We start from the raw sequence: 20,788 nt of genomic DNA on the forward strand, positions 1-20,788 counted from the left end.
GGCTTGCTCGCGAAGGCGGTGTGTCAGTTTGCATGTGTGCTGACTGACACACTGCTTTCGCGAGCAAGCCCGCTCCCACATTTGATTTGCAGTGTTCTCTCTTCCTGAATTACCAGACAACTCTGGCATAACACTTGCTCTTGCCTTTCCGTAGATCTATGAATCCCCGAATAGTGACGGATTATTGGCATGGCGAAGAGCGACGACGCAGCAAAAGCACCCGCAGGCAAAGGAAAGCTCAAGCTTATCCTGTTGATAGTCCTGGGCCTGCTCCTGGCCATCGGCGCCTCGGTGGGTGGCACCTGGTACATCATGCACAGCAGTGCAAGCAAACCGGCACCCGCCGCCGAAACCGCCAGTAACGTCAAGCAACCGGCAATCTTCGAGCCGATGCTCCCGGCCTTTGTCGCCAACTTCAACCAGAACGGGCGTCAACGCTACCTGCAGGTGAGCATCACCTTGCTGGCGCGTAACCAGGCGGACCTGGATGCCCTCAAGGTGCATATGCCGGTGATCCGCAACAACCTGGTGATGCTGTTCTCCGGACAGAGCTTCGACACCCTGGCCACCCCGGTGGGCCAGGAAATGCTGCGCCAGAAGGTCACTGCCAGCGTGCAGGAAGTGGCTCAGAAAGAGCTCGGCAAAGTGGTGGTCGAACAGGCGCTCTTCACTAACTTCGTATTGCAGTAGGATCACGACATGGCCGTGCAAGACCTGCTGTCCCAGGATGAAATCGACGCGCTGCTGCATGGCGTGGACGATGGTCTGGTACAGACCGAAATGGCTGCCGAACCCGGCAGCGTCAAAAGTTATGACCTCACAAGCCAGGATCGCATCGTCCGTGGACGCATGCCGACCCTGGAAATGATCAACGAGCGTTTTGCCCGCTACACCCGTATCAGCATGTTCAACATGCTGCGCCGCTCGGCGGACGTGGCGGTGGGCGGCGTGCAGGTGATGAAGTTCGGTGAATACGTGCACTCGCTGTACGTGCCCACCAGCCTCAACCTGGTCAAGATCAAGCCGCTGCGCGGCACCGCGCTGTTCATCCTCGACGCCAAGCTGGTGTTCAAGCTGGTGGACAACTTCTTCGGCGGCGACGGCCGTCACGCCAAGATCGAAGGCCGTGAATTCACCCCGACCGAACTGCGGGTGGTGCGCATGGTGCTGGAGCAAGCCTTCATCGACTTGAAGGAAGCCTGGCAGGCGATCATGGAAGTCAATTTCGAGTACATCAACTCGGAAGTGAACCCGGCCATGGCCAACATCGTCGGCCCCAGTGAGGCCATCGTGGTGTCGACCTTCCACATCGAACTCGATGGCGGTGGCGGCGACCTGCACGTGACCATGCCGTACTCGATGATCGAACCGGTGCGCGAGATGCTCGATGCGGGCTTCCAGTCCGACCTCGACGACCAGGACGAACGCTGGGTCAAGGCCCTGCGCGAAGACCTGCTCGACGTCGACGTGCCCCTGAGCGCCACCGTGGCCCGTCGCCAGTTGCGTCTGCGAGATATTTTGCACATGCAGCCGGGGGACGTGATCCCGGTCGAATTGCCGGAAGAAATGATCATGCGCGCCAATGGCGTGCCGTCGTTCAAGGTCAAGCTGGGGTCCCACAAGGGCAACCTGGCTTTGCAAGTGGTTGAGCCGATCAACCGTCGCTGATCCCTAATTTATGAATGTTTGCTCCGCCGAGGACATGTAATGGCTACCGAACACGAAAACACTTCCGCCGAAGACCAGGCCCTGGCTGACGAATGGGCAGCTGCCCTGGAAGAAACCGGCGATGTTGGCCAGGACGATATCGACGCACTGCTGGCGGCCGACGCGGCCACCGCACCGGTCGGCAATCGCCTGCCGATGGAAGAATTCGGCAGCGTGCCGAAGAACAACGACCCGGTGACCCTCGATGGCCCGAACCTGGATGTGATCCTCGACATCCCGGTCTCGATCTCGATGGAAGTCGGCAGCACCGAAATCAACATCCGCAACCTGCTGCAGCTCAACCAGGGCTCGGTAATCGAGCTCGACCGCCTGGCCGGTGAGCCCCTGGACGTGCTGGTCAACGGCACGCTGATCGCCCACGGCGAAGTGGTGGTGGTCAACGAGAAGTTCGGCATCCGCCTGACCGACGTGATCAGCCCGAGCGAACGCATCAAGAAGTTGCGCTGAGATGAAGTATTCGATGGCGGGACTGTTGTCGGCGCTGCCATTGAGCGCCCTGGCGGCTGAGCCGGTCGCGCAAGCGGCGGCTGCGGCGCCAGTGGTGAGCAGCGGCATCGGCGGCCAGTTGACCCAGTTGGTATTGGGGTTGTTGCTGGTGGTCGGGCTGATCTTCGTGCTGGCCTGGCTGATGCGCCGCGTGCAGAACGTCGGGCCGGGCAACGCCCAGGTGATCGAAATGATCGGCTCGCGCGCCCTCGGCCCGCGTGATCGGCTGGTGCTGGTGCAGGTCGGTGGGGAACAGATCCTGCTGGGCCTCACCCCCGGCCGCATCACCCCGTTGCATGTGCTCAAGACGCCGGTGGACGTGGCCCAGACCCAGGCCACCACACCGGAATTCGCCCAGCGCCTGATGGAGTTGCTGGGCAAGGATCAGAAGGATAAGAAGTAATGCGCGTTTTGTTGACGCTCATGCTGTTGCTGGCCGCGCCACTGGCGTTCGGCGCCGACCCGTTGTCGATCCCGGCGATTACGCTGGGCACCAACGCGGCGGGGGCCCAGGAGTATTCGGTCAGTCTGCAGATCCTGCTGATCATGACCGCGCTGAGCTTTATCCCGGCGTTCGTGATGCTGATGACCAGCTTCACGCGGATCATCATTGTGTTCTCGATCCTGCGCCAGGCCCTGGGCCTGCAGCAGACGCCGTCGAACCAGATCCTCACCGGCATGGCCTTGTTTCTGACGCTGTTCATCATGGCGCCGGTGTTCGACAAGGTGAACCAGCAAGCCCTGCAGCCTTACCTGGCGGAAAAAATGACCGCCCAGGACGCGATCGACAAGGCCCAGGGTCCGATCAAGGACTTCATGCTGTCGCAGACCCGCTCCAGCGACCTCGAGCTGTTCATGCGCCTGTCCAAGCGCACTGACATCGCCACCCCGGACCAGGCGCCGCTGACCATTCTGGTCCCGGCGTTTGTCACGTCGGAGTTGAAGACCGCGTTCCAGATCGGCTTCATGATCTTTATCCCGTTCCTGATCATCGACCTGGTGGTGGCGAGCGTGCTGATGGCCATGGGGATGATGATGCTGTCGCCGCTGATCATCTCGTTGCCGTTCAAGATCATGCTGTTTGTGCTGGTGGACGGCTGGGCGCTGATTATCGGCACCCTGGCCGGCAGTTTCGGCGGAGTGTAGGGCCATGACCCCAGAAGTTGCCGTCGACCTGTTCCGTGAAGCGCTGTGGCTGACCACCATGATGGTCGCCGTGCTGGTGGTGCCGAGCCTGTTGGTCGGCCTGCTGGTGGCGATGTTCCAGGCCGCGACCCAGATCAACGAACAGACCTTGAGCTTCCTCCCGCGCTTGCTGGTGATGCTGATCACCCTGATCGTTGCCGGCCCCTGGCTGGTGCAGACCTTCATGGAATACATCCTGCAGTTGTACGGCAGTATTCCGCAGTTGATCGGCTGACCCGATGCAGTCTTTGCTGGCATTGACCGACACCCAGATCAGCACCTGGGTGGCCTCCTTCATCCTGCCGCTGTTTCGCGTGACGGCGGTGCTGATGAGCATGCCGGTGTTCGGCACCACCCTGGTCCCGCGCCGCGTGCGCCTGTACTTTGCGGTGGCGATTACCGTGGTGATCACGCCGGGCTTGCCGGCCATGCCGCCGGTCAATGCGCTGGACCTCAGCGCGCTGATGCTGATCGCCGAGCAGATCCTGATCGGCGCGTTGCTGGGCTTCTCCCTGCAGCTGTTCTTCCAGGCATTCGTGATTGCCGGGCAAATCATCTCGATCCAGATGGGCATGGGCTTCGCGTCCATGGTCGACCCCACCAACGGCGTGTCGGCGGCGGTGATCGGGCAGTTCCTGACCATGCTGGTGACGTTGCTGTTCCTGGCCATGAACGGCCACCTGGTGGTGTTCGAGGTGCTGACCGAAAGCTTCACCACCTTGCCGGTGGGTTCGGGCCTGGTGGTCAATCATTTCTGGGAAGTGGTCGGGCGCCTCGGTTGGGTGCTGGGCGCCTCGCTGTTGCTGGTGCTGCCGGCAATCACCGCGTTGCTGGTGGTCAACATCGCGTTCGGCGTGATGACCCGCGCGGCGCCGCAACTGAACATCTTCTCGATCGGCTTCCCGTTGACCCTGGTGTTGGGCATGGGGATTTTCTGGGTCGGCCTGGCTGACATTCTCAATCAGTATCAACCGCTGGCGACCGACGCCCTGCAGTTCTTACGTGATCTGGCACGGGCGCGCTGAGCCATGGCCGAGAGCGAGAGTGGTCAGGACAAAACAGAAGACCCCACGGAGAAACGCAAAAAGGACTCCAGGGAAAAGGGCGAGATTGCGCGCTCCAAAGAGCTGAATACCGTTGCGACCATGATGGCCGGCGCGGGCGGCCTGCTGATTTACGGCGGCGGGCTGGCGTTGGACTTGCTGGAGTTGATGAAGCACAACTTCACCTTGCCGCGCGAGGTGCTGCTCAATCCCGATTCGATGGGTCAATACCTGCTGCACTCGGGCAAAATCGCGATCCTGGCGGTGCAGCCGATTCTGATCACTTTGCTACTGGCCGCCTTGATCGGCCCGGTCGCCCTCGGCGGCTGGTTGTTCGCCGCCGGCAGCATGGCGCCCAAGTTCAGCCGGATGAACCCGGCGGCCGGGCTCAAGCGCATGTTTTCCGCCAAGGCGCTGGTGGAGCTGCTCAAGGCGTTGGCCAAGTTCATCCTGATTCTGTTCGTGGCCTTGACGGTGTTGTCGTCGGATATCGACGATTTGCTGCGCATCGCCCACGAACCGCTGGAGTCGGCGATCATCCACAGTGTGCAGGTGGTCGGCTGGAGTGCGCTGTGGATGGCGGCCGGGTTGATCATCATCGCGGCGGTGGATGCGCCGATCCAGCTGTGGGAAAGCCACAAGAAACTGCTGATGACCAAGCAGGAAGTGCGCGACGAACACAAGGACCAAGAGGGTCGCCCCGAGGTCAAGCAGCGCATTCGCCAGCTGCAGCGGGAAATGTCGCAGCGCAAGATGATGGCCTCGGTGCCCGACGCCGACGTGGTCATCACCAACCCGACGCACTACGCCGTGGCCCTCAAATACGACCCGGAGAAGGGCGGCGCGCCGATGCTGCTGGCCAAGGGCAGCGACTTCACCGCGCTTAAAATCCGCGAAATCGCCGTGGCCAACGACATCCTGCTGCTGGAATCGCCGGAGCTGGCGCGATCGATCTTCTACTCCACCGACCTCGACCAGGAAATCCCCGCCGGGCTGTACCTGGCCGTGGCCCAGGTGTTGGCGTATGTCTATCAGATTCGCCAGTACCGCGCGGGCAAGGGCAAGCGGCCCGATCCGCTCAAGGACCTGCCCATTCCGCCGGAGCTGCGCCGCGATTCCTGACTGCTCGGCTGATGCGCTCTTTGTGGTGAGCGGGCTTGTTGTGGGTAGCGGGCTTTTTGTGGTGATAAGGCTTGTTGTGGGTAGCGGGCTTCTTGTGGTGAGCGGGCTTGCCCCGCGTTGGAGTGCGAAGCGCTCCCAATCCAGCCACCTCGGTCCAACAGTCAGACCGAGTCGCCAGGGTTCAGGGCTGCGTCGCAGCCCAACGCGGGGCAAGCCCGCTCACCACAATGAATGCGTTCGCTACAACAAGCCTGCCCGCTTCGACCGCTACCACTCGTCGGCAACCCTCGTCTACCTGTCAACTTTGACAGTAGCCAGCGCCGTCCTCTCGCGCTTCCATGGCTCCCTACTGTGCACAGGTCATCCAGCAATGCAGAGGGCGTAGTGATGGAAGCGGTGATGGGAACGATCAAATCCTACAGCCGAAAAACCGGAAAAGGCCTGATTGCGCTGGATGGCGATGACGAGCCGGTGCACGTGGATCGCACCAGCTCAGCCGGCATCTGGCTCAAGAAAGGCTTGCGCGTGCAGTTCGTGAGGATCCATTGCCCTCAAGGGGTGTATGCGTTCCATATCAAACTTATCTAGCGGCATGCATGCCTGGCTGCTGGCGGTGTGTCCACCGACCAATAATGTGGGAGCTGGCTTGCCTGGGATGACTGAGCTCAGCCTTGCCCCCTAGGTGACCGACACGCCGCCACCACAGGCAAGCTCCTGCATTTGAAACGTGTTCCCTCGACGATCGTCGCCCTGAAACCAAAGTTGGAAGGCTTCTTGCAATACCGCCTCCAGGACGCCTCCCGGCGTCAAAAGTTTGCTTCAAGGAAACGAGGAATACCGGTGGTGGATCGCTCTCAAATGCTCGGCACGGCCCGTACGACCCTGACTGACCTCTCGCGGGGCAATCTGGGTGTGCCGTTGTTGTTGCTGGTGATGCTGGCAATGATGATGTTGCCGATGCCGCCGTTCCTGCTGGACGTGTTCTTCACCTTCAACATTGCCCTGTCCGTGGTGGTGCTGCTGGTCTGCGTATACGCCCTGCGACCGCTGGATTTTGCGGTATTCCCGACCATCCTGCTGGTGGCGACCCTGTTGCGCCTGGCGCTCAACGTGGCGTCGACGCGCGTGGTGATGCTCCACGGCCAGGACGGCCACGCCGCCGCCGGTAAGGTGATCCAGGCCTTCGGTGAGGTGGTGATCGGCGGCAACTACGTGGTGGGTATCGTGGTCTTCGCGATCCTCATGATCATCAACTTCGTGGTAGTGACCAAGGGCGCCGGGCGGATTTCCGAGGTGAGCGCGCGCTTTACCCTCGACGCCATGCCCGGCAAACAGATGGCCATCGACGCCGACCTCAACGCCGGCCTCATTGACCAGAACCAAGCCAAGTCGCGCCGTCTGGAAGTGGCCCAGGAAGCCGAGTTCTACGGCTCCATGGACGGTGCCAGCAAATTCGTGCGCGGTGACGCCATCGCCGGCCTGCTGATTCTGTTCATCAACCTGATCGGCGGCATGGCCGTCGGGATCTTCCAGCACGGCATGACCTTCGGCGATGCCGGCAAGGTTTATGCCTTGCTGACCATTGGTGACGGTTTAGTGGCGCAATTGCCATCACTGTTGTTATCCACAGCTGCCGCGATCATGGTGACCCGTGCTTCGGGCTCCGAAGACATGGGCAAGCAGATCAGTCGCCAGATGTTCGCCTCGCCCAAGGCCCTGGCCGTGGCGGCGGGCATCATGGCGATCATGGGCATCGTGCCGGGCATGCCCCACGTGTCGTTCCTGAGCATGGCGGCCATGGCGGCCGGCGGTGCCTACCTGTTCTGGAAGAAGCAGAACGCGGTCAAGGTCCAGGCCCAGCAGGAAATCGCGCGCCAGCAGGAACTGCTGCCGTCGCCGGCCCGGGCCCAGGAAACCAAGGAGTTGGGCTGGGACGACGTGACTCCGATCGACATGATCGGCCTGGAAGTCGGCTACCGCCTGATCCCGCTGGTCGACCGCAACCAGGGTGGCCAATTGCTCGCGCGGATCAAGGGGGTGCGCAAGAAACTCTCGCAGGACCTGGGCTTCCTGATGCCCACCGTGCATATCCGCGACAACCTCGACCTGGCCCCCAGCGCCTACCGCCTGACCCTGATGGGGGTGATCCTGGCCGAAGCCGAGATCTACCCGGATCGCGAACTGGCGATCAACCCGGGGCAGGTATTCGGCAGTCTCAACGGCATTACCGCCAAAGATCCGGCTTTTGGCCTGGACGCGGTGTGGATCGAAATCAGCCAGCGCAGCCAGGCGCAGTCCCTGGGCTACACCGTGGTGGACGCCAGTACCGTGGTCGCCACCCACCTCAACCAGATTCTGTACAAGCACTCCCATGAGCTGATCGGCCACGAAGAAGTCCAGCAATTGATGGGTTTGCTCGGCAAAGCCTCGCCAAAACTCGCCGAGGAACTGGTGCCGGGCGTGCTGTCGCTGTCGCAACTGCTCAAGGTGCTGCAGGCGCTGCTGGCCGAGCAGGTGCCGGTACGCGATATCCGCAGCATTGCCGAGGCTATCGCCAACAATGCCGCCAAGAGTCAAGATACTGCCGCCCTGGTGGCTGCGGTGCGCGTCGGATTGTCGCGCGCAATCGTCCAAAGCATTGTAGGGCTTGACTCTGAGCTGCCTGTGATCACCTTGGAACCAAGGTTGGAACAAATATTGCTCAATAGTATTCAGAAGGCAGGACAAGGCCAGGAAGAGGGCGTTCTGCTGGAGCCAAGCATGGCTGAGAAGCTGCAGCGTTCGTTGATCGACGCCGCGCAGCGCCAGGAAATGCAGGGCCAACCGGTGATCCTGCTGGTGGCCGGCCCCGTCCGGGCGATGTTGTCGCGGTTTGGGCGCCTGGCAGTACCGAATTTGCACGTTTTGGCTTATCAGGAAATTCCTGACAACAAGCAAGTGACTATCGTCGCGACAGTAGGGCCCAACGGCTGAGGGTAGTGGGTTATGCAAGTTAAGCGTTTTTTCGCCGCCGATATGCGTCAGGCCATGAAACTGGTTCGTGATGAGCTGGGCGCCGACGCCGCGATTATCGGTAACCGTCGTATTGCCGGCGGTGTCGAGCTGACGGCTGCCCTGGATTACACTCCCCAGGCCCTGGCCCCGCGCGTCCCGAACATGGAACTCGAAGACGAGCTGCGCAAGACGGCCTCGCGCATTGTCTCGGCCCAGGCCGAACTGAGCATGCGTGGCGACAGCGACGCCACCACCAACCGCCAGTTGTTCGCCGGCCTGCCGCTGACCGCTGCCGAGCCGCTGGTCGAGCCGACCTTCGTTGAACCCCCGCGTCCTGCAGCGCCGGCCCCGGCCGCCGCAGTCGACCAGCGCGTGTTCGACTCGATGCGCTTTGAACTCAATGGCCTGCGCGAGCTGCTGGAAGTGCAACTCGGCTCCCTCGCCTGGAACCAGCTGCAGGGCAGCAAGCCGCAACAGGCCAACCTGTGGCGTCGCCTGCAACGCATCGGCCTGTCCGGCCCGTTGTCGCGCGACCTGCTGGCCCTGACCACTGAAATCGAAGAGCCTCGCCAGGCCTGGCGCATGTTGCTGGCCCACTTGGCGCGGATGATCGTCACCCCGGAAATCGAGCCGCTGGAAGAGGGCGGTGTGATCGCCATGGTCGGCCCTGCCGGCATGGGCAAGACCACCACCCTGGCCAAGCTGGCCGCCCGTTACGTGCTCAAGTACGGCGCGCAGAATATCGCGCTGGTGAGCATGGACAGCTACCGTATCGGTGCCCAGGAGCAGCTCAAGACCTTGGGTCGGATCCTCAATGTGTCGGTGACCCATGTCGACCCGGGCCAATCCCTGGCCAACGCCCTCGACCCGCTGCTGCGCAAGCGCGTGGTGTTGATCGATACCGCCGGCCTGCAAGCCAGCGACCCGGCGTTGCGCATGCAGCTGGAAAGCCTGGCCGGGCGCGGCATCAAGTCGAAAAATTACCTGGTGCTTGCAACCACCAGCCAGAAACAGGTTCTTACCGCTGCGTACCATAGCTACAAACGCTGCGGCCTGGCCGGCTGCATCCTCACCAAGCTCGACGAAACCGCGAGCCTGGGCGAGGTGTTGAGCCTGGCCATCAGTCATGAGTTGCCGGTCGCCTACCTGACCGACGGCCCGCGGATTCCGGATGATCTGCATCTGCCGCGCCGTCATCAGTTGGTCAGCCGTGCAGTCAGCGTGCAAATGCAAGAAGAGCCTAGCGAGGAAGCGATGGCCGATATGTTCGCCGACCTCTATCACAGCCCGGCAAAGCGGGTGGGTTGAGGGCAGGATGAACACCGTGAAATGTATCTACATCGATGGTCTGCAAGCGATTCACGCGGCCAAGCCATGTAGCCTGCGTCTAAGCAAGACAAGGTAAAGAAATAAAATGGGCAGCATGCATCCCGTACAGGTGATCGCGGTGACCGGCGGCAAAGGTGGCGTCGGGAAAACTAACGTGTCAGTGAATTTGTCCCTGGCCCTGGCAGAGCTTGGCCGTCGCGTCATGCTGCTGGATGCTGACCTGGGGCTGGCGAACGTCGACGTTCTGCTGGGGCTGACGCCCAAACACACGCTTGCCGATGTGATCGAAGGGCGCTGCGAGCTGCGCGACGTGCTGCTGCAGGGCCCTGGCGGTATCCGCATCGTGCCGGCCGCCTCCGGCACCCAGAGCATGGTGCACCTGAGCCCGGCGCAGCATGCCGGCCTGATCCAGGCGTTCAGCGATATCGGCGACAACCTCGACGTGCTGGTGATCGACACCGCCGCCGGGATCGGCGAGTCCGTGGTCAGCTTCGTGCGCGCTGCGCAGGAAGTCCTGTTGGTGGTCTGCGATGAACCCACCTCGATCACCGACGCCTATGCCCTGATCAAATTGCTTAACCGTGACTACGGCATGAACCGCTTCCGCGTGCTGGCCAACATGGCCCAGAGTCCACAGGAAGGGCGCAATCTGTTCGCCAAGTTGACCAAGGTCACGGATCGCTTCCTCGATGTCGCCTTACAATACGTCGGCGCAGTTCCCTACGACGAGTGTGTACGCAAGGCTGTGCAAAAGCAGCGTGCAGTCTACGAAGCGTTCCCTCGTTCCAAATGCGCCTTGGCGTTCAAGGCTATTGCCCAGAAGGTCGATACCTGGCCGTTGCCCGCCAACCCTCGGGGGCATCTGGAGTTTTTCGTCGAGCGATTGGTGCATCAGACGAGCGCAGGACCGGTGCTATGACATCCAGCGGCTACAACCTTTACAAGAAATCGGCACGTGACAGCCAGGGTGAATTGATCGAGCGTTATGCGCCGCTGGTCAAGCGCATCGCTTATCACTTGCTGGCACGCCTGCCCGCCAGCGTCCAGGTCGAAGACCTGATCCAGGCGGGCATGATCGGCCTGCTCGAAGTGTCGACCAAATACGACGCGAGCAAGGGCGCGAGTTTCGAGACGTATGCGGGTATCCGCATCCGCGGCGCGATGCTCGATGAAGTGCGTAAAGGTGACTGGGCGCCGCGTTCGGTGCATCGCAATACGCGCATGGTCAGTGACGCAATTCGCGCAATTGAAGCAAAAACCGGTCGCGACGCTAAAGATCACGAAGTTGCGGCCGAACTCCAATTGAGTCTCGACGATTACTACGGGATTTTGAACGATACCTTGGGCAGCCGCCTGTTCAGTTTCGACGACCTGTTGCAGGACGGCGAACACGAAGGGCTGCACGAGGACGGCGCGAGTGCTCATCTGGAGCCGTCGCGCGACCTGGAGGATGAACGCTTCCAGGGTGCGTTGGCGGACGCGATTGCCAATTTGCCGGAGCGTGAGCGGCTGGTGTTGGCGCTGTACTACGACGAAGAGCTGAACCTCAAGGAAATCGGTGAGGTCCTGGGAGTCAGCGAATCGCGGGTCAGCCAGTTGCACAGCCAGTGCGCAGCCCGCTTGCGGGGGCGTTTGGGAGAGTGGCGAGCGCGCTGACAGGCAGTGTTGGGGAGCACTGCAAACCACACCGCGAGGGTGATTGACCCTCGCGGGATCGGCCCGTGGTGCCCCCGGCAGTCCTTTTTGTGTAATGCCTGTTGATTGAAATGGCGCGTCCAGGTGCTGGGCGCGTTTAAGACTGCTTGGAGGTCGAATTGGACAAGAACATGAAAATCCTCATCGTTGATGACTTCTCAACGATGCGGCGGATCATAAAAAACCTGTTGCGTGACCTTGGGTTCACTAACACGGTCGAGGCGGATGACGGCATTACGGCGATTCCGATCCTCAACAGCGGGAGCATCGACTTTCTGGTAACGGACTGGAACATGCCGGGCATGACCGGTATCGACTTGCTGCGCCATGTGCGCGCCGACGAAAAACTGCGCAGCCTTCCCGTGCTGATGGTGACCGCCGAAGCCAAGCGTGAACAGATCATCGAAGCCGCCCAAGCCGGGGTCAACGGTTACGTGGTCAAGCCATTCACTGCATTGGCCTTGAAAGAGAAGATCGAAAAAATCTTCGAACGCATCCACGGCTAATGCCATCGCGGGGGAGCTATGGAGCATAAAGAAACGTCACAGGGAGACTTTGAGTCGACCCTGAAAAAGCATGCTCACCAGTTGGTCGACAGCCTTGAAAAAGGCCAGTTCGGCGACGCGGTGCAGTTAATCCATGAGCTCAACCAGACCCGTGACCGCGGCCTGTATCAGGAAGTGGGCAAGCTCACACGCGAGCTGCACAGTGCGATTGTCAATTTCCAGATTGACCCGCACATGCCCCAGGCCGAAGAAATTTCGCAAATCACCGACGCGACCGAACGCCTGTCCTATGTGGTCAGGCTGACTGAAGCGGCGGCCAACCGCACCATGGACCTGGTGGAAAACGCCACGCCCCTGGTCAATGGCATGGCCACCGAAGCCCAGGCCCTGAGCCACGATTGGGGCCGCTTCATGCGCCGCGAGGTGGGGGCTGAGGAATTTCGGGAACTGGCGCGTCGGGTCGACGGATTCTTGTCACGCAGCGAGCAGGAAAACCGCACGGTTTCCAGCAACCTCAATGACATTCTGCTGGCCCAGGATTACCAGGACCTCACCGGCCAGGTGATCAAGCGTGTGACCCAGTTGGTCACCGAAGTGGAAAGCAACCTGCTCAAACTGGTGCTCATGGCCGGCCAGGTAGACCGTTTTGCCGGCATCGAACATGACCGTGAAGCGATCCTCTCGGAAAAAGATCCACAAAAACATCTCGCCAAGGGTGAAGGTCCGCAGATTCATGCCGATAAACGTGAAGACGTTGTGTCAGGTCAGGATGACGTAGATGACCTGTTATCCAGTTTAGGCTTCTAAGGAGCACCCACATGAGCTTCGGCGCCGATGAAGAAATCCTTCAGGATTTCCTTGTAGAGGCCGGCGAAATTTTAGAGCAACTGTCCGAGCAACTGGTCGAGCTGGAAAGCCGTCCGGATGATGCGAACCTGCTCAATGCAATTTTTCGCGGTTTTCACACTGTAAAAGGGGGCGCCGGCTTCCTCCAGCTCCATGAGCTGGTGGAGTGCTGCCACATCGCCGAGAACGTGTTCGACATCCTGCGCAAGGGTGAGCGTCACGTTGACTCGGAATTGATGGACGTGATTCTCGAAGCACTGGATGCGGTCAATGGCATGTTCAGCGAAGTCCGCGAACGTGCCCCGATCACTGCGGCCACCCCGGAACTGCTCGCCGCCCTGGCGCGCCTGGCAGAGCCGGCCGACACCTCGGCAGCGCCCGTGGCGCAGGCTGAGCCTGCGCCTGTGGCAGAGCCTGAAGCGGATGTGACGGACAGCGAGTTCGAGCAGTTGCTCAACTCCCTCAACGCGGTGAAAGCCGAGGCTGAAGCGCCTGCTGCAGCCGCGCCACAAGCGCCGACCAGCGAAGACATTACCGACGCAGAATTTGAATCCCTGCTCGACCAGTTGCACGGCAAAGGCCAGTTTGCGGCCGACGCCGTGGCCCCTGCCGCCGCTGTGGATGCGCCTGCCGCGTCGACCAGCACCGACATCACCGATGACGAATTCGAAGCACTGCTCGACCAACTGCATGGCAAAGGCACCTTCGCGGCCGACGCCTTGCCGGAAGTCGCCGCGACTGCCACTGCGCCGTCCGCTGCGGCAGAACCTGCGGGCGACGGTCTGATCAGCGACCACGAGTTCGAATCCCTGCTCGACGAATTGCACGGCAAGGGCAAGTTCAGCGAAGTGGCTCCGGCAGCTGCCGCGACCGCCACTCCGGTGGCGGCCAAACCGGCGCCGGCCAAGGCCGCTGCACCTGCTGCTGCCAAACCGGCCCCGGCACCTGCCGCCGCCCCGGCTGCTGCCCGCGCGCCGGCGGCTGCCGTGGCCGAGAAGCCGGCCAGTGAAGCCGAAACCACCGTGCGCGTCGATACCGCGCGCCTGGACGACATCATGAACATGGTCGGCGAACTGGTGCTGGTGCGTAACCGCCTGGTGCGCCTGGGCCTGAGCAGTGGCGATGAAGCCATGCAAAAGGCCGTGTCGAACCTCGACGTGGTCACCGCCGACCTGCAGACCGCCGTGATGAAGACGCGGATGCAGCCGATCAAGAAAGTCTTCGGGCGCTTCCCGCGCCTGGTTCGCGACCTGGCACGCCAGCTCAAGAAAGAGATCAACCTGGAACTGGTGGGCGAAGAGACCGACCTCGACAAGAACCTGGTCGAGGCCCTGGCCGATCCGCTGGTCCACTTGGTGCGCAACGCCGTCGACCACGGCGTCGAAACCCCGGAAGAGCGCGAAGCTTCGGGCAAGTCGCGCAACGGCAAAGTGATCCTGGCGGCCGAGCAGGAGGGTGACCACATCCTGCTGTCGATCACCGATGACGGCAAGGGCATGGACCCGACCATCCTGCGCAATATCGCGGTCAAGCGCGGCGTGATGGACAAGGACGCCGCCGACCGCCTGACCGACACCGAGTGCTACAACCTGATCTTCGCCCCGGGCTTCTCGACCAAGACCGAGATTTCCGACGTGTCCGGCCGTGGCGTCGGCATGGACGTGGTGAAGACCAAGATCAGCCAGCTCAACGGCTCGATCAACATCTACTCGACCAAGGGCCAGGGCTCGAAGATCGTCATCAAGGTGCCGTTGACCCTGGCGATCATGCCGACCCTGATGGTGATGCTGGGCAACCAGGCCTTCGCCTTCCCGCTGGTCAACGTCAACGAAATTTTCCACCTCGACCTGTCGCGCACCAACGTGGTGGACGGCCAGGAAGTGGTGATCGTGCGCGACAAGGCGTTGCCACTGTTCTACCTCAAGCGCTGGCTGGTGGCATCGGCCAAGCATGAAGAGCAGCGCGAAGGCCATGTAGTGATTCTCTCCGTGGGCACCCAGCGTATCGGCTTCGTGGTCGATCAACTGGTGGGCCAGGAAGAAGTGGTCATCAAGCCTTTGGGCAAAATGCTGCAGGGAACCCCGGGCATGTCGGGTGCGACCATCACCGGTGACGGTCGGATCGCGCTGATTCTGGATGTTCCGAGCATGCTCAAGCGTTACGCCGCTCGGCGTATTTGATTCTGGTGGGGCAGGGCGGTTTGCCCGCCCCGTCTAACGGAGTGTTTATGGTAGTCAAGGTCCTGGTGGTGGACGATTCGGGTTTCTTCCGCCGCCGCGTCTCGGAAATTCTTTCCGCCGATCCAACGATTCAAGTGATCGGCACGGCCACCAACGGCAAAGAGGCGATCGATCAGGCTATCGCGTTGAAGCCCGACGTGATCACTATGGACTACGAGATGCCGATGATGGATGGCATCACGGCTGTCCGTCACATCATGCAGCGCTGCCCGACCCCGGTGTTGATGTTCTCCTCGCTCACCCACGAAGGCGCCCGGGTCACCCTGGATGCGCTGGATGCCGGCGCGGTGGACTTCCTGCCGAAGAATTTCGAAGACATCTCGCGCAACCCCGAGAAGGTCAAGCAACTGCTGTGCGAGAAAGTCCACAGCATTTCCCGCAGTAACCGTCGCAGCCTGTTCAGCACGCCTGCACCTGCACCTGCACCTGCACCTGCACCGGTTGCGGCGCCGGCCCCGGCCCCTGCGTTTGGTCGACCTGCGCCTGCGCCCGCCCCGGTGGCTCGGCCTGCCGTGGCACCGACCCGTGCTCCGGCGCCCAGCGCCCATTCGCCCGCGCCCAAGCGCAAGGCCTACAAGCTGGTCGCCATCGGTACTTCCACCGGCGGCCCGGTGGCCTTGCAGCGCGTGTTGACGCAATTGCCGGCCAACTTCCCGGCGCCGATCGTGTTGATCCAGCACATGCCGGCGGCCTTCACCAAGGCCTTTGCCGAACGCCTGGACAAGCTCTGCCGCATCAGCGTCAAGGAAGCCGAGGATGGCGACATCCTGCGTCCAGGCCTGGCGCTGCTGGCGCCGGGTGGCAAGCAGATGATGGTCGACGGGCGTGGTGCGATCAAAATCCTGCCGGGCGACGAGCGCCTCAACTACAAGCCGTGCGTGGACATCACCTTCGGTTCGGCGGCCAAGTCCTACGGCGACAAAGTTCTGGCGGTGGTGCTTACCGGCATGGGCGCTGATGGCCGTGAAGGCGCACGCCTGCTCAAGCAGGGCGGCAGCGCGATCTGGGCCCAGGACGAAGCCAGCTGCGTGATCTATGGCATGCCCATGGCGATCGTCAAGGCTGACCTGGCCGACGCCGTCTACAGCCTGGACGAGATCGGCAAGCATCTGGTGGAGGCCTGCCTCTGATGGATGTATTGAGCCTGATCGGCATCATCATGGCGTTTGTCGCGATCATCGGCGGCAACTACCTCGAAGGCGGCCACCTCGGCGCCCTGGCCAACGGCCCGGCGGCCTTGATCGTGATCGGCGGCACGGTCGGCGCGGCCCTGTTGCAGTCGCCCTTGAGTTCGTTCAAGCGCGCCATGCAGATCCTGGTGTGGATTATTTTCCCGCCACGCGTCGACCTGCCCGGCGGCATCGACCGCGTGGTCAACTGGAGCCTCACCGCCCGCAAGGAAGGCCTGCTCGGGCTGGAAGGCGTGGCTGATGCGGAGCCCGACAGCTACGCGCGCAAAGGCCTGCAACTGCTGGTGGACGGCGCCGAGCCAGAAGCGATCCGCAGCATCCTGGAAGTGGATTTCTACACCCAGGAAAGCCGCGACATCAACGCCGCCAAAGTCTTTGAAAGCATGGGCGGCTACGCGCCGACCATCGGCATCATCGGTGCGGTGATGGGCCTGATCCACGTGATGGGCAACCTGGCCGATCCGTCGCAATTGGGCAGCGGCATTGCCGTGGCGTTCGTGGCCACCATCTACGGTGTCGCGAGTGCCAACCTGGTGCTGCTGCCGGTGGCCAGCAAGCTCAAGTCCATCGCCATGCGCCAGTCGCGTTACCGCGAGATGTTGCTCGAAGGCATCCTGTCGATTGCCGAGGGTGAGAACCCGCGGTCGATCGAATTGAAGCTCCAGGGCTTCATGGATTGATGAACATGGCTATCGACTTGTGGCGAGCGGCCACATGATTTACGTACAGAGAGGTGTCAGCCTGTGAGCCGTCGCCGTCGCGAGCCTGAAGAGCACGTCAACCATGAACGCTGGCTGGTGTCCTACGCGGACTTCATCACCTTGCTGTTCGCGTTTTTCGTGGTGATGTACTCCATCTCGTCGATCAACGAAGGCAAGTACAAAGTCATTTCCCAGGCGCTGATCGGGGTGTTCAACGACGCCGACCGCGCCCTCAAGCCGATCCCCATTGGCGAGGAACGGCCCAAGACCGTGACCCCGGCCAAGCCGTTGGTCAATGACAGCGATGAAACCGCCGCCGGCGTGGGCGGCACCAGCGACCCGCTGAAAAGCATCGCCGACGACATCAGCGCCGCGTTCGGCGACCTGATCAGCTCCAACCAGATGACCGTGCGCGGCAATGAGTTGTGGGTGGAGATCGAACTCAACTCCAGTCTGCTGTTCGCCAGCGCCGATGCAATGCCCAGCGACCAGGCGTTCACCATCATCGACAAGGTGGCGGCGATCCTCAGGCCGTTCGAAAACCCGATCCACGTGGAAGGCTTTACCGACAATTTCCCGATCAGCACCGCGCAGTACCCGACCAACTGGGAGCTGTCGTCCGCGCGGGCCGCGAGCATCGTGCGCATGCTCGCGATGCAGGGCGTGAACCCCGGGCGCCTGGCCTCGGTGGGTTATGGCGAGTTCCAGCCGGTGGCCAACAACGCTACGGTGGAAGGCCGCGCGCGCAACCGCCGGGTGGTTCTGGTGGTCTCGCGCAACCTGGATGTGCGCCGCAGCCTGACCGGTACCGGCACCGCCAATGCAACACCGGACGCGGCCTTGAAGCGGGCTGGCACACAAACTGCACCGGCCCCTGCAAAGCCGCCGGTGCGTCAGAGTGCCGTCAATTCTCCGTCGCCGGCTCAATAACCTTATGCAATGTCTCGGTCGCGCCTGTGCCTGCCGGGAGGAACCATCCGAATGAGAGTCTGGGCAGTTGCCAATCAAAAAGGTGGAGTCGGCAAGACCACCACCTCCATCGCCTTAGCCGGTTTGCTGGCCGAGGCGGGCAAGCGTGTGGTCGTGGTGGACCTGGACCCGCATGGCTCCATGACCAGCTATTTCGGCTACGACCCGGATGCGCTGGAGCACAGTTGCTACGACCTGTTCCTGCACAAGGGCAGCGTGCCGGCCGACCTGCCCGGGCAACTGCTGTTGCCCACCAGCAACGAGAGTATTTCCCTGTTGCCGTCGAGCACCGCACTGGCCACCCTCGAGCGCCAGTCGCCGGGGCAGAGTGGCCTGGGCCTGGTGATCGCCAAGACCCTGGCGCAACTGTGGCAGGACTTCGACTACGCGATCATCGACAGCCCGCCGTTGCTCGGCGTGCTGATGGTCAACGCCTTGGCGGCCAGCCAGCAACTGGTGATCCCGGTGCAGACCGAGCACCTCGCGGTCAAAGGCCTGGAGCGCATGGTCAGTACCCTGGCGATGATTAACCGCTCGCGCAAGCAGGCGCTGCCGTTTAGCATCGTGCCGACCCTGTTCGACCGTCGCACCCAGGCGTCGCTGGGCACCTTGCGCGTGCTGCGCGATGCCTACCCGGACACCATCTGGAATGGCTACATCCCGGTGGACACGCGCCTGCGTGACGCCAGCCGCGCCGGCCTGACCCCGTCGCAGTTCGACGGTAAAAGCCGTGGCGTGCTGGCTTACCGCGCGTTGCTCAAGCACCTGCTGTCCCAGCAGCTTGTCGCGCAGGTGGCGTGATGAACCGTCCCATCGAACTCAAGACCCGGCCGCAACTGGCACTGGAATCCTACCTGGATGCCCTGCTGCAGGATGCGACCGAGGAAGAGCAGCCAATACTGGTATTGGAACCGGCCCTGGCGCCGGAAAGCTCCCTGGATGAATTCCAGTTGGCGGTGCTGGAAGAGCAGGCCCGCGATGCGCAGGTCGTGACCGCGCCAGTGGTGGTGCCGATCGCCCCGGCAGTTGTCGTGCCCGTGGTGGTCGAGCCGGTGGTCGTTGCCCCGGTCGTGGTCGAGCCGGTGGTGGAAGTGCACCTGCCGCCCAGCATCACGCCGCCGCCGGTGGCCGGCGATGATCGCCCGGCCTGGGCCGCCGAGCCGTTCGAATGCCTGTTGTTCGACGTCGCCGGGTTGACCCTGGCGGTGCCGCTGGTGTGCCTGGGCTCGATCTATTCCCTGGAAGGCCAGGAACTGACGCCGCTGTTCGGGCAGCCGGAGTGGTTCCTCGGCATCCTGCCCAGCCAGGCCGGCAACCTCAAGGTGCTGGACACCGCGCGCTGGGTGATGCCCGACCGCTACCGCGATGATTTTCGCCAGGGCCTGCAATACGTGATCTCGGTGCAGGGCTACGAGTGGGGGCTGGCGGTGCATCAGGTCAGCCGCTCGTTGCGCCTGGACCCGAATGAAATCAAATGGCGCAGCCACCGGGGCCAACGGCCTTGGCTGGCGGGCACCGTGATCGAACACATGTGCGCGTTGCTCGACGTCGCCGAGCTGGCCGAGTTGATCGCCAGCGGCGCGGTCAAGACGCTGCCGGTGAATAAACGCAGTTGATTGAACAATAAGGGCCGCGCGGTTGCGCGGTCAGCGAAGCACACACGCCGTGTGAAGCGGCATTTGAAGGGGTCAGGGGTATGAATAAGTCAGCGTCCGCACAAGGTTTGGATGATCCGATCCTGCAATGGGTTACCTTCAAACTGGACAACGAGTCCTATGGCATTAACGTGATGCGCGTGCAGGAAGTGCTGCGCTACACCGAGATCGCCCCGGTCCCGGGTGCGCCAAGCTACGTGCTGGGTATCATCAACCTGCGCGGCAACGTGGTGACGGTGATCGACACCCGCCAGCGTTTCGGCCTGGTACCGACCGAAGTCAACGACAACACCCGTATCGTCATCATCGAAGCCGACAAGCAAGTGGTCGGGATCATGGTCGACAGCGTCGCCGAAGTGGTTTATCTGCGCCAATCGGAAGTGGAAACCGCACCGAACGTGGGTAATGAAGAATCCGCCAAGTTCATCCAGGGCGTGTGCAACAAGAACGGCGAGCTGCTGATTCTGGTTGAGCTGGACAAGATGATGAGCGAAGAAGAATGGTCGGAACTGGAGAGCATCTGATTGTTCCTTGAGGCCGCAGTGATCATCCTGGCCCTGTTGTGGGCCGGGACCTTGGCATTCCTGCTGCGCTATGTGCGCCAGCAGCGTGAGTCGGTGGTGCAGCAGGCCGAGCGGGATGCCGTGCGTGACCGGCGCATACTGGAGCTGGTCAAGCGTGTCGACCATTTCCAGCAGAGTGCAGTGAAGGTGGGGGACGAGGTGCATGAACTGCGCGCGATCCTCGGGCCGTTGCCGGACAAGCTTGCGCAGCTGGAGCAGCGTGATCCTTCGAGCCTGTCGTTTGCCCAGGCTGCCAAGCTGGTGGGGATGGGGGCTACGGTGGATGAGTTGACGCAGTCGTGTGGGTTGACCCAGGCTGAGGCGCAGTTGATGAGTAAGTTGCACAAGGGCTGACCTCTTGGGGGTATCCGGATTTGGGGTCGTGGTTGGAATTGGTTCCGCCCTTACGGCGGGTCACTTTTGAACAGCGCAAAAGTAACCAAAACGCTCTTGCCCCAACACTCGGCACCTCGCCTAGGCTCGGTGTGCCCTCACTCCGGCTTGAATCCGTGGGCCGCCGCAATGGGCCATCCTTG

At 62.0% G+C, this 20,788-nt stretch carries 23 protein-coding genes; all 23 read left to right on the forward strand.

What is annotated here, in order from left to right:
- Positions 1-189: 189 nt before the first annotated feature.
- The 23 genes from fliL (at position 190) to QMX97_RS26370 (ending at position 20,606) form a co-directional block, all read left to right on the forward strand.
- Entirely contained in the window at positions 190-690 is a 501-nt protein-coding gene (fliL, locus tag QMX97_RS26260; protein WP_065909816.1) for a flagellar basal body-associated protein FliL, read from the forward strand.
- Between the two features lie 9 nt (positions 691-699).
- Complete coding sequence (gene fliM / locus QMX97_RS26265) at positions 700-1,668, forward strand: flagellar motor switch protein FliM (protein WP_065909818.1); 969 nt, start codon at positions 700-702, stop codon at positions 1,666-1,668.
- A 39-nt stretch (positions 1,669-1,707) separates the two neighbouring features.
- A complete protein-coding gene (gene fliN, locus QMX97_RS26270) occupies positions 1,708-2,175 on the forward strand; it encodes a flagellar motor switch protein FliN (protein ID WP_003214557.1) in 468 nt (155 codons plus the stop codon).
- 1 nt (position 2,176) lies between these two features.
- A complete protein-coding gene (fliO, locus tag QMX97_RS26275) occupies positions 2,177-2,617 on the forward strand; it encodes a flagellar biosynthetic protein FliO (RefSeq protein WP_065909820.1) in 441 nt (146 codons plus the stop codon).
- Positions 2,617-3,360 (forward strand): flagellar type III secretion system pore protein FliP, encoded by a 744-nt coding sequence (gene fliP / locus QMX97_RS26280; RefSeq protein WP_016976565.1) that lies wholly within the window; start codon positions 2,617-2,619, stop codon positions 3,358-3,360. Before fliO ends, fliP begins: the two co-directional genes overlap by 1 nt.
- 4 nt (positions 3,361-3,364) lie before the next feature.
- On the forward strand, positions 3,365-3,634 hold the full coding sequence (fliQ, locus tag QMX97_RS26285) for a flagellar biosynthesis protein FliQ (RefSeq protein WP_003214552.1): 270 nt from the start codon (positions 3,365-3,367) through the stop codon (positions 3,632-3,634).
- 4 nt (positions 3,635-3,638) lie between these two features.
- Positions 3,639-4,424: a flagellar biosynthetic protein FliR gene (fliR, locus tag QMX97_RS26290; protein WP_065909822.1), complete on the forward strand. Its 786-nt coding sequence runs from the start codon at positions 3,639-3,641 to the stop codon at positions 4,422-4,424.
- A 3-nt stretch (positions 4,425-4,427) separates the two neighbouring features.
- A complete protein-coding gene (gene flhB, locus QMX97_RS26295; protein ID WP_065909824.1) occupies positions 4,428-5,564 on the forward strand; it encodes a flagellar biosynthesis protein FlhB in 1,137 nt (378 codons plus the stop codon).
- A 399-nt stretch (positions 5,565-5,963) separates the two neighbouring features.
- The gene (locus QMX97_RS26300) at positions 5,964-6,152 is read left to right on the forward strand and encodes a cold-shock protein (RefSeq protein WP_242485923.1); all 189 of its coding nucleotides are present in this window, start codon (positions 5,964-5,966) and stop codon (positions 6,150-6,152) included.
- A 255-nt stretch (positions 6,153-6,407) separates the two neighbouring features.
- Positions 6,408-8,537 (forward strand): flagellar biosynthesis protein FlhA, encoded by a 2,130-nt coding sequence (gene flhA, locus QMX97_RS26305; protein ID WP_065909877.1) that lies wholly within the window; start codon positions 6,408-6,410, stop codon positions 8,535-8,537.
- Positions 8,538-8,549: 12 nt separating this feature from the next.
- On the forward strand, positions 8,550-9,866 hold the full coding sequence (flhF, locus tag QMX97_RS26310; RefSeq protein WP_065909827.1) for a flagellar biosynthesis protein FlhF: 1,317 nt from the start codon (positions 8,550-8,552) through the stop codon (positions 9,864-9,866).
- A 106-nt stretch (positions 9,867-9,972) separates the two neighbouring features.
- On the forward strand, positions 9,973-10,806 hold the full coding sequence (gene fleN / locus QMX97_RS26315) for a flagellar synthesis regulator FleN (RefSeq protein WP_003192912.1): 834 nt from the start codon (positions 9,973-9,975) through the stop codon (positions 10,804-10,806).
- Positions 10,803-11,543, forward strand: coding sequence for an RNA polymerase sigma factor FliA (gene fliA / locus QMX97_RS26320; RefSeq protein ID WP_065909829.1), 741 nt, complete (start codon positions 10,803-10,805; stop codon positions 11,541-11,543). Before fleN ends, fliA begins: the two co-directional genes overlap by 4 nt.
- Before the next feature lie 170 nt (positions 11,544-11,713).
- Positions 11,714-12,088: a chemotaxis response regulator CheY gene (locus QMX97_RS26325; protein WP_015885173.1), complete on the forward strand. Its 375-nt coding sequence runs from the start codon at positions 11,714-11,716 to the stop codon at positions 12,086-12,088.
- 18 nt (positions 12,089-12,106) lie between these two features.
- Positions 12,107-12,895, forward strand: a complete 789-nt coding sequence (locus QMX97_RS26330) for a protein phosphatase CheZ (protein ID WP_065909831.1) — start codon at positions 12,107-12,109, stop codon at positions 12,893-12,895.
- A gap of 11 nt (positions 12,896-12,906) precedes the next feature.
- On the forward strand, positions 12,907-15,114 hold the full coding sequence (locus QMX97_RS26335) for a chemotaxis protein CheA (protein WP_106803038.1): 2,208 nt from the start codon (positions 12,907-12,909) through the stop codon (positions 15,112-15,114).
- A gap of 47 nt (positions 15,115-15,161) precedes the next feature.
- Entirely contained in the window at positions 15,162-16,304 is a 1,143-nt protein-coding gene (locus QMX97_RS26340) for a chemotaxis response regulator protein-glutamate methylesterase (protein WP_282397867.1), read from the forward strand.
- The gene (locus QMX97_RS26345; protein ID WP_010208778.1) at positions 16,304-17,044 is read left to right on the forward strand and encodes a flagellar motor protein; all 741 of its coding nucleotides are present in this window, start codon (positions 16,304-16,306) and stop codon (positions 17,042-17,044) included. Before QMX97_RS26340 ends, QMX97_RS26345 begins: the two co-directional genes overlap by 1 nt.
- A gap of 63 nt (positions 17,045-17,107) precedes the next feature.
- Positions 17,108-17,995, forward strand: a complete 888-nt coding sequence (motD, locus tag QMX97_RS26350; protein ID WP_065909838.1) for a flagellar motor protein MotD — start codon at positions 17,108-17,110, stop codon at positions 17,993-17,995.
- 51 nt (positions 17,996-18,046) lie between these two features.
- Entirely contained in the window at positions 18,047-18,835 is a 789-nt protein-coding gene (locus QMX97_RS26355) for a ParA family protein (RefSeq protein ID WP_014719332.1), read from the forward strand.
- The gene (locus QMX97_RS26360; RefSeq protein ID WP_065909841.1) at positions 18,835-19,650 is read left to right on the forward strand and encodes a CheW domain-containing protein; all 816 of its coding nucleotides are present in this window, start codon (positions 18,835-18,837) and stop codon (positions 19,648-19,650) included. Before QMX97_RS26355 ends, QMX97_RS26360 begins: the two co-directional genes overlap by 1 nt.
- Positions 19,651-19,730: 80 nt before the next feature.
- Positions 19,731-20,213, forward strand: a complete 483-nt coding sequence (locus QMX97_RS26365; RefSeq protein WP_010564003.1) for a chemotaxis protein CheW — start codon at positions 19,731-19,733, stop codon at positions 20,211-20,213.
- Complete coding sequence (locus QMX97_RS26370) at positions 20,214-20,606, forward strand: DUF2802 domain-containing protein (RefSeq protein WP_065909843.1); 393 nt, start codon at positions 20,214-20,216, stop codon at positions 20,604-20,606. It begins immediately after the preceding gene.
- Positions 20,607-20,788 lie beyond the last annotated feature (182 nt).

This window comes from Pseudomonas sp. PS01298, assembly GCF_029959745.1.
Lineage (GTDB): Bacteria > Pseudomonadota > Gammaproteobacteria > Pseudomonadales > Pseudomonadaceae > Aquipseudomonas > Aquipseudomonas aylmerensis.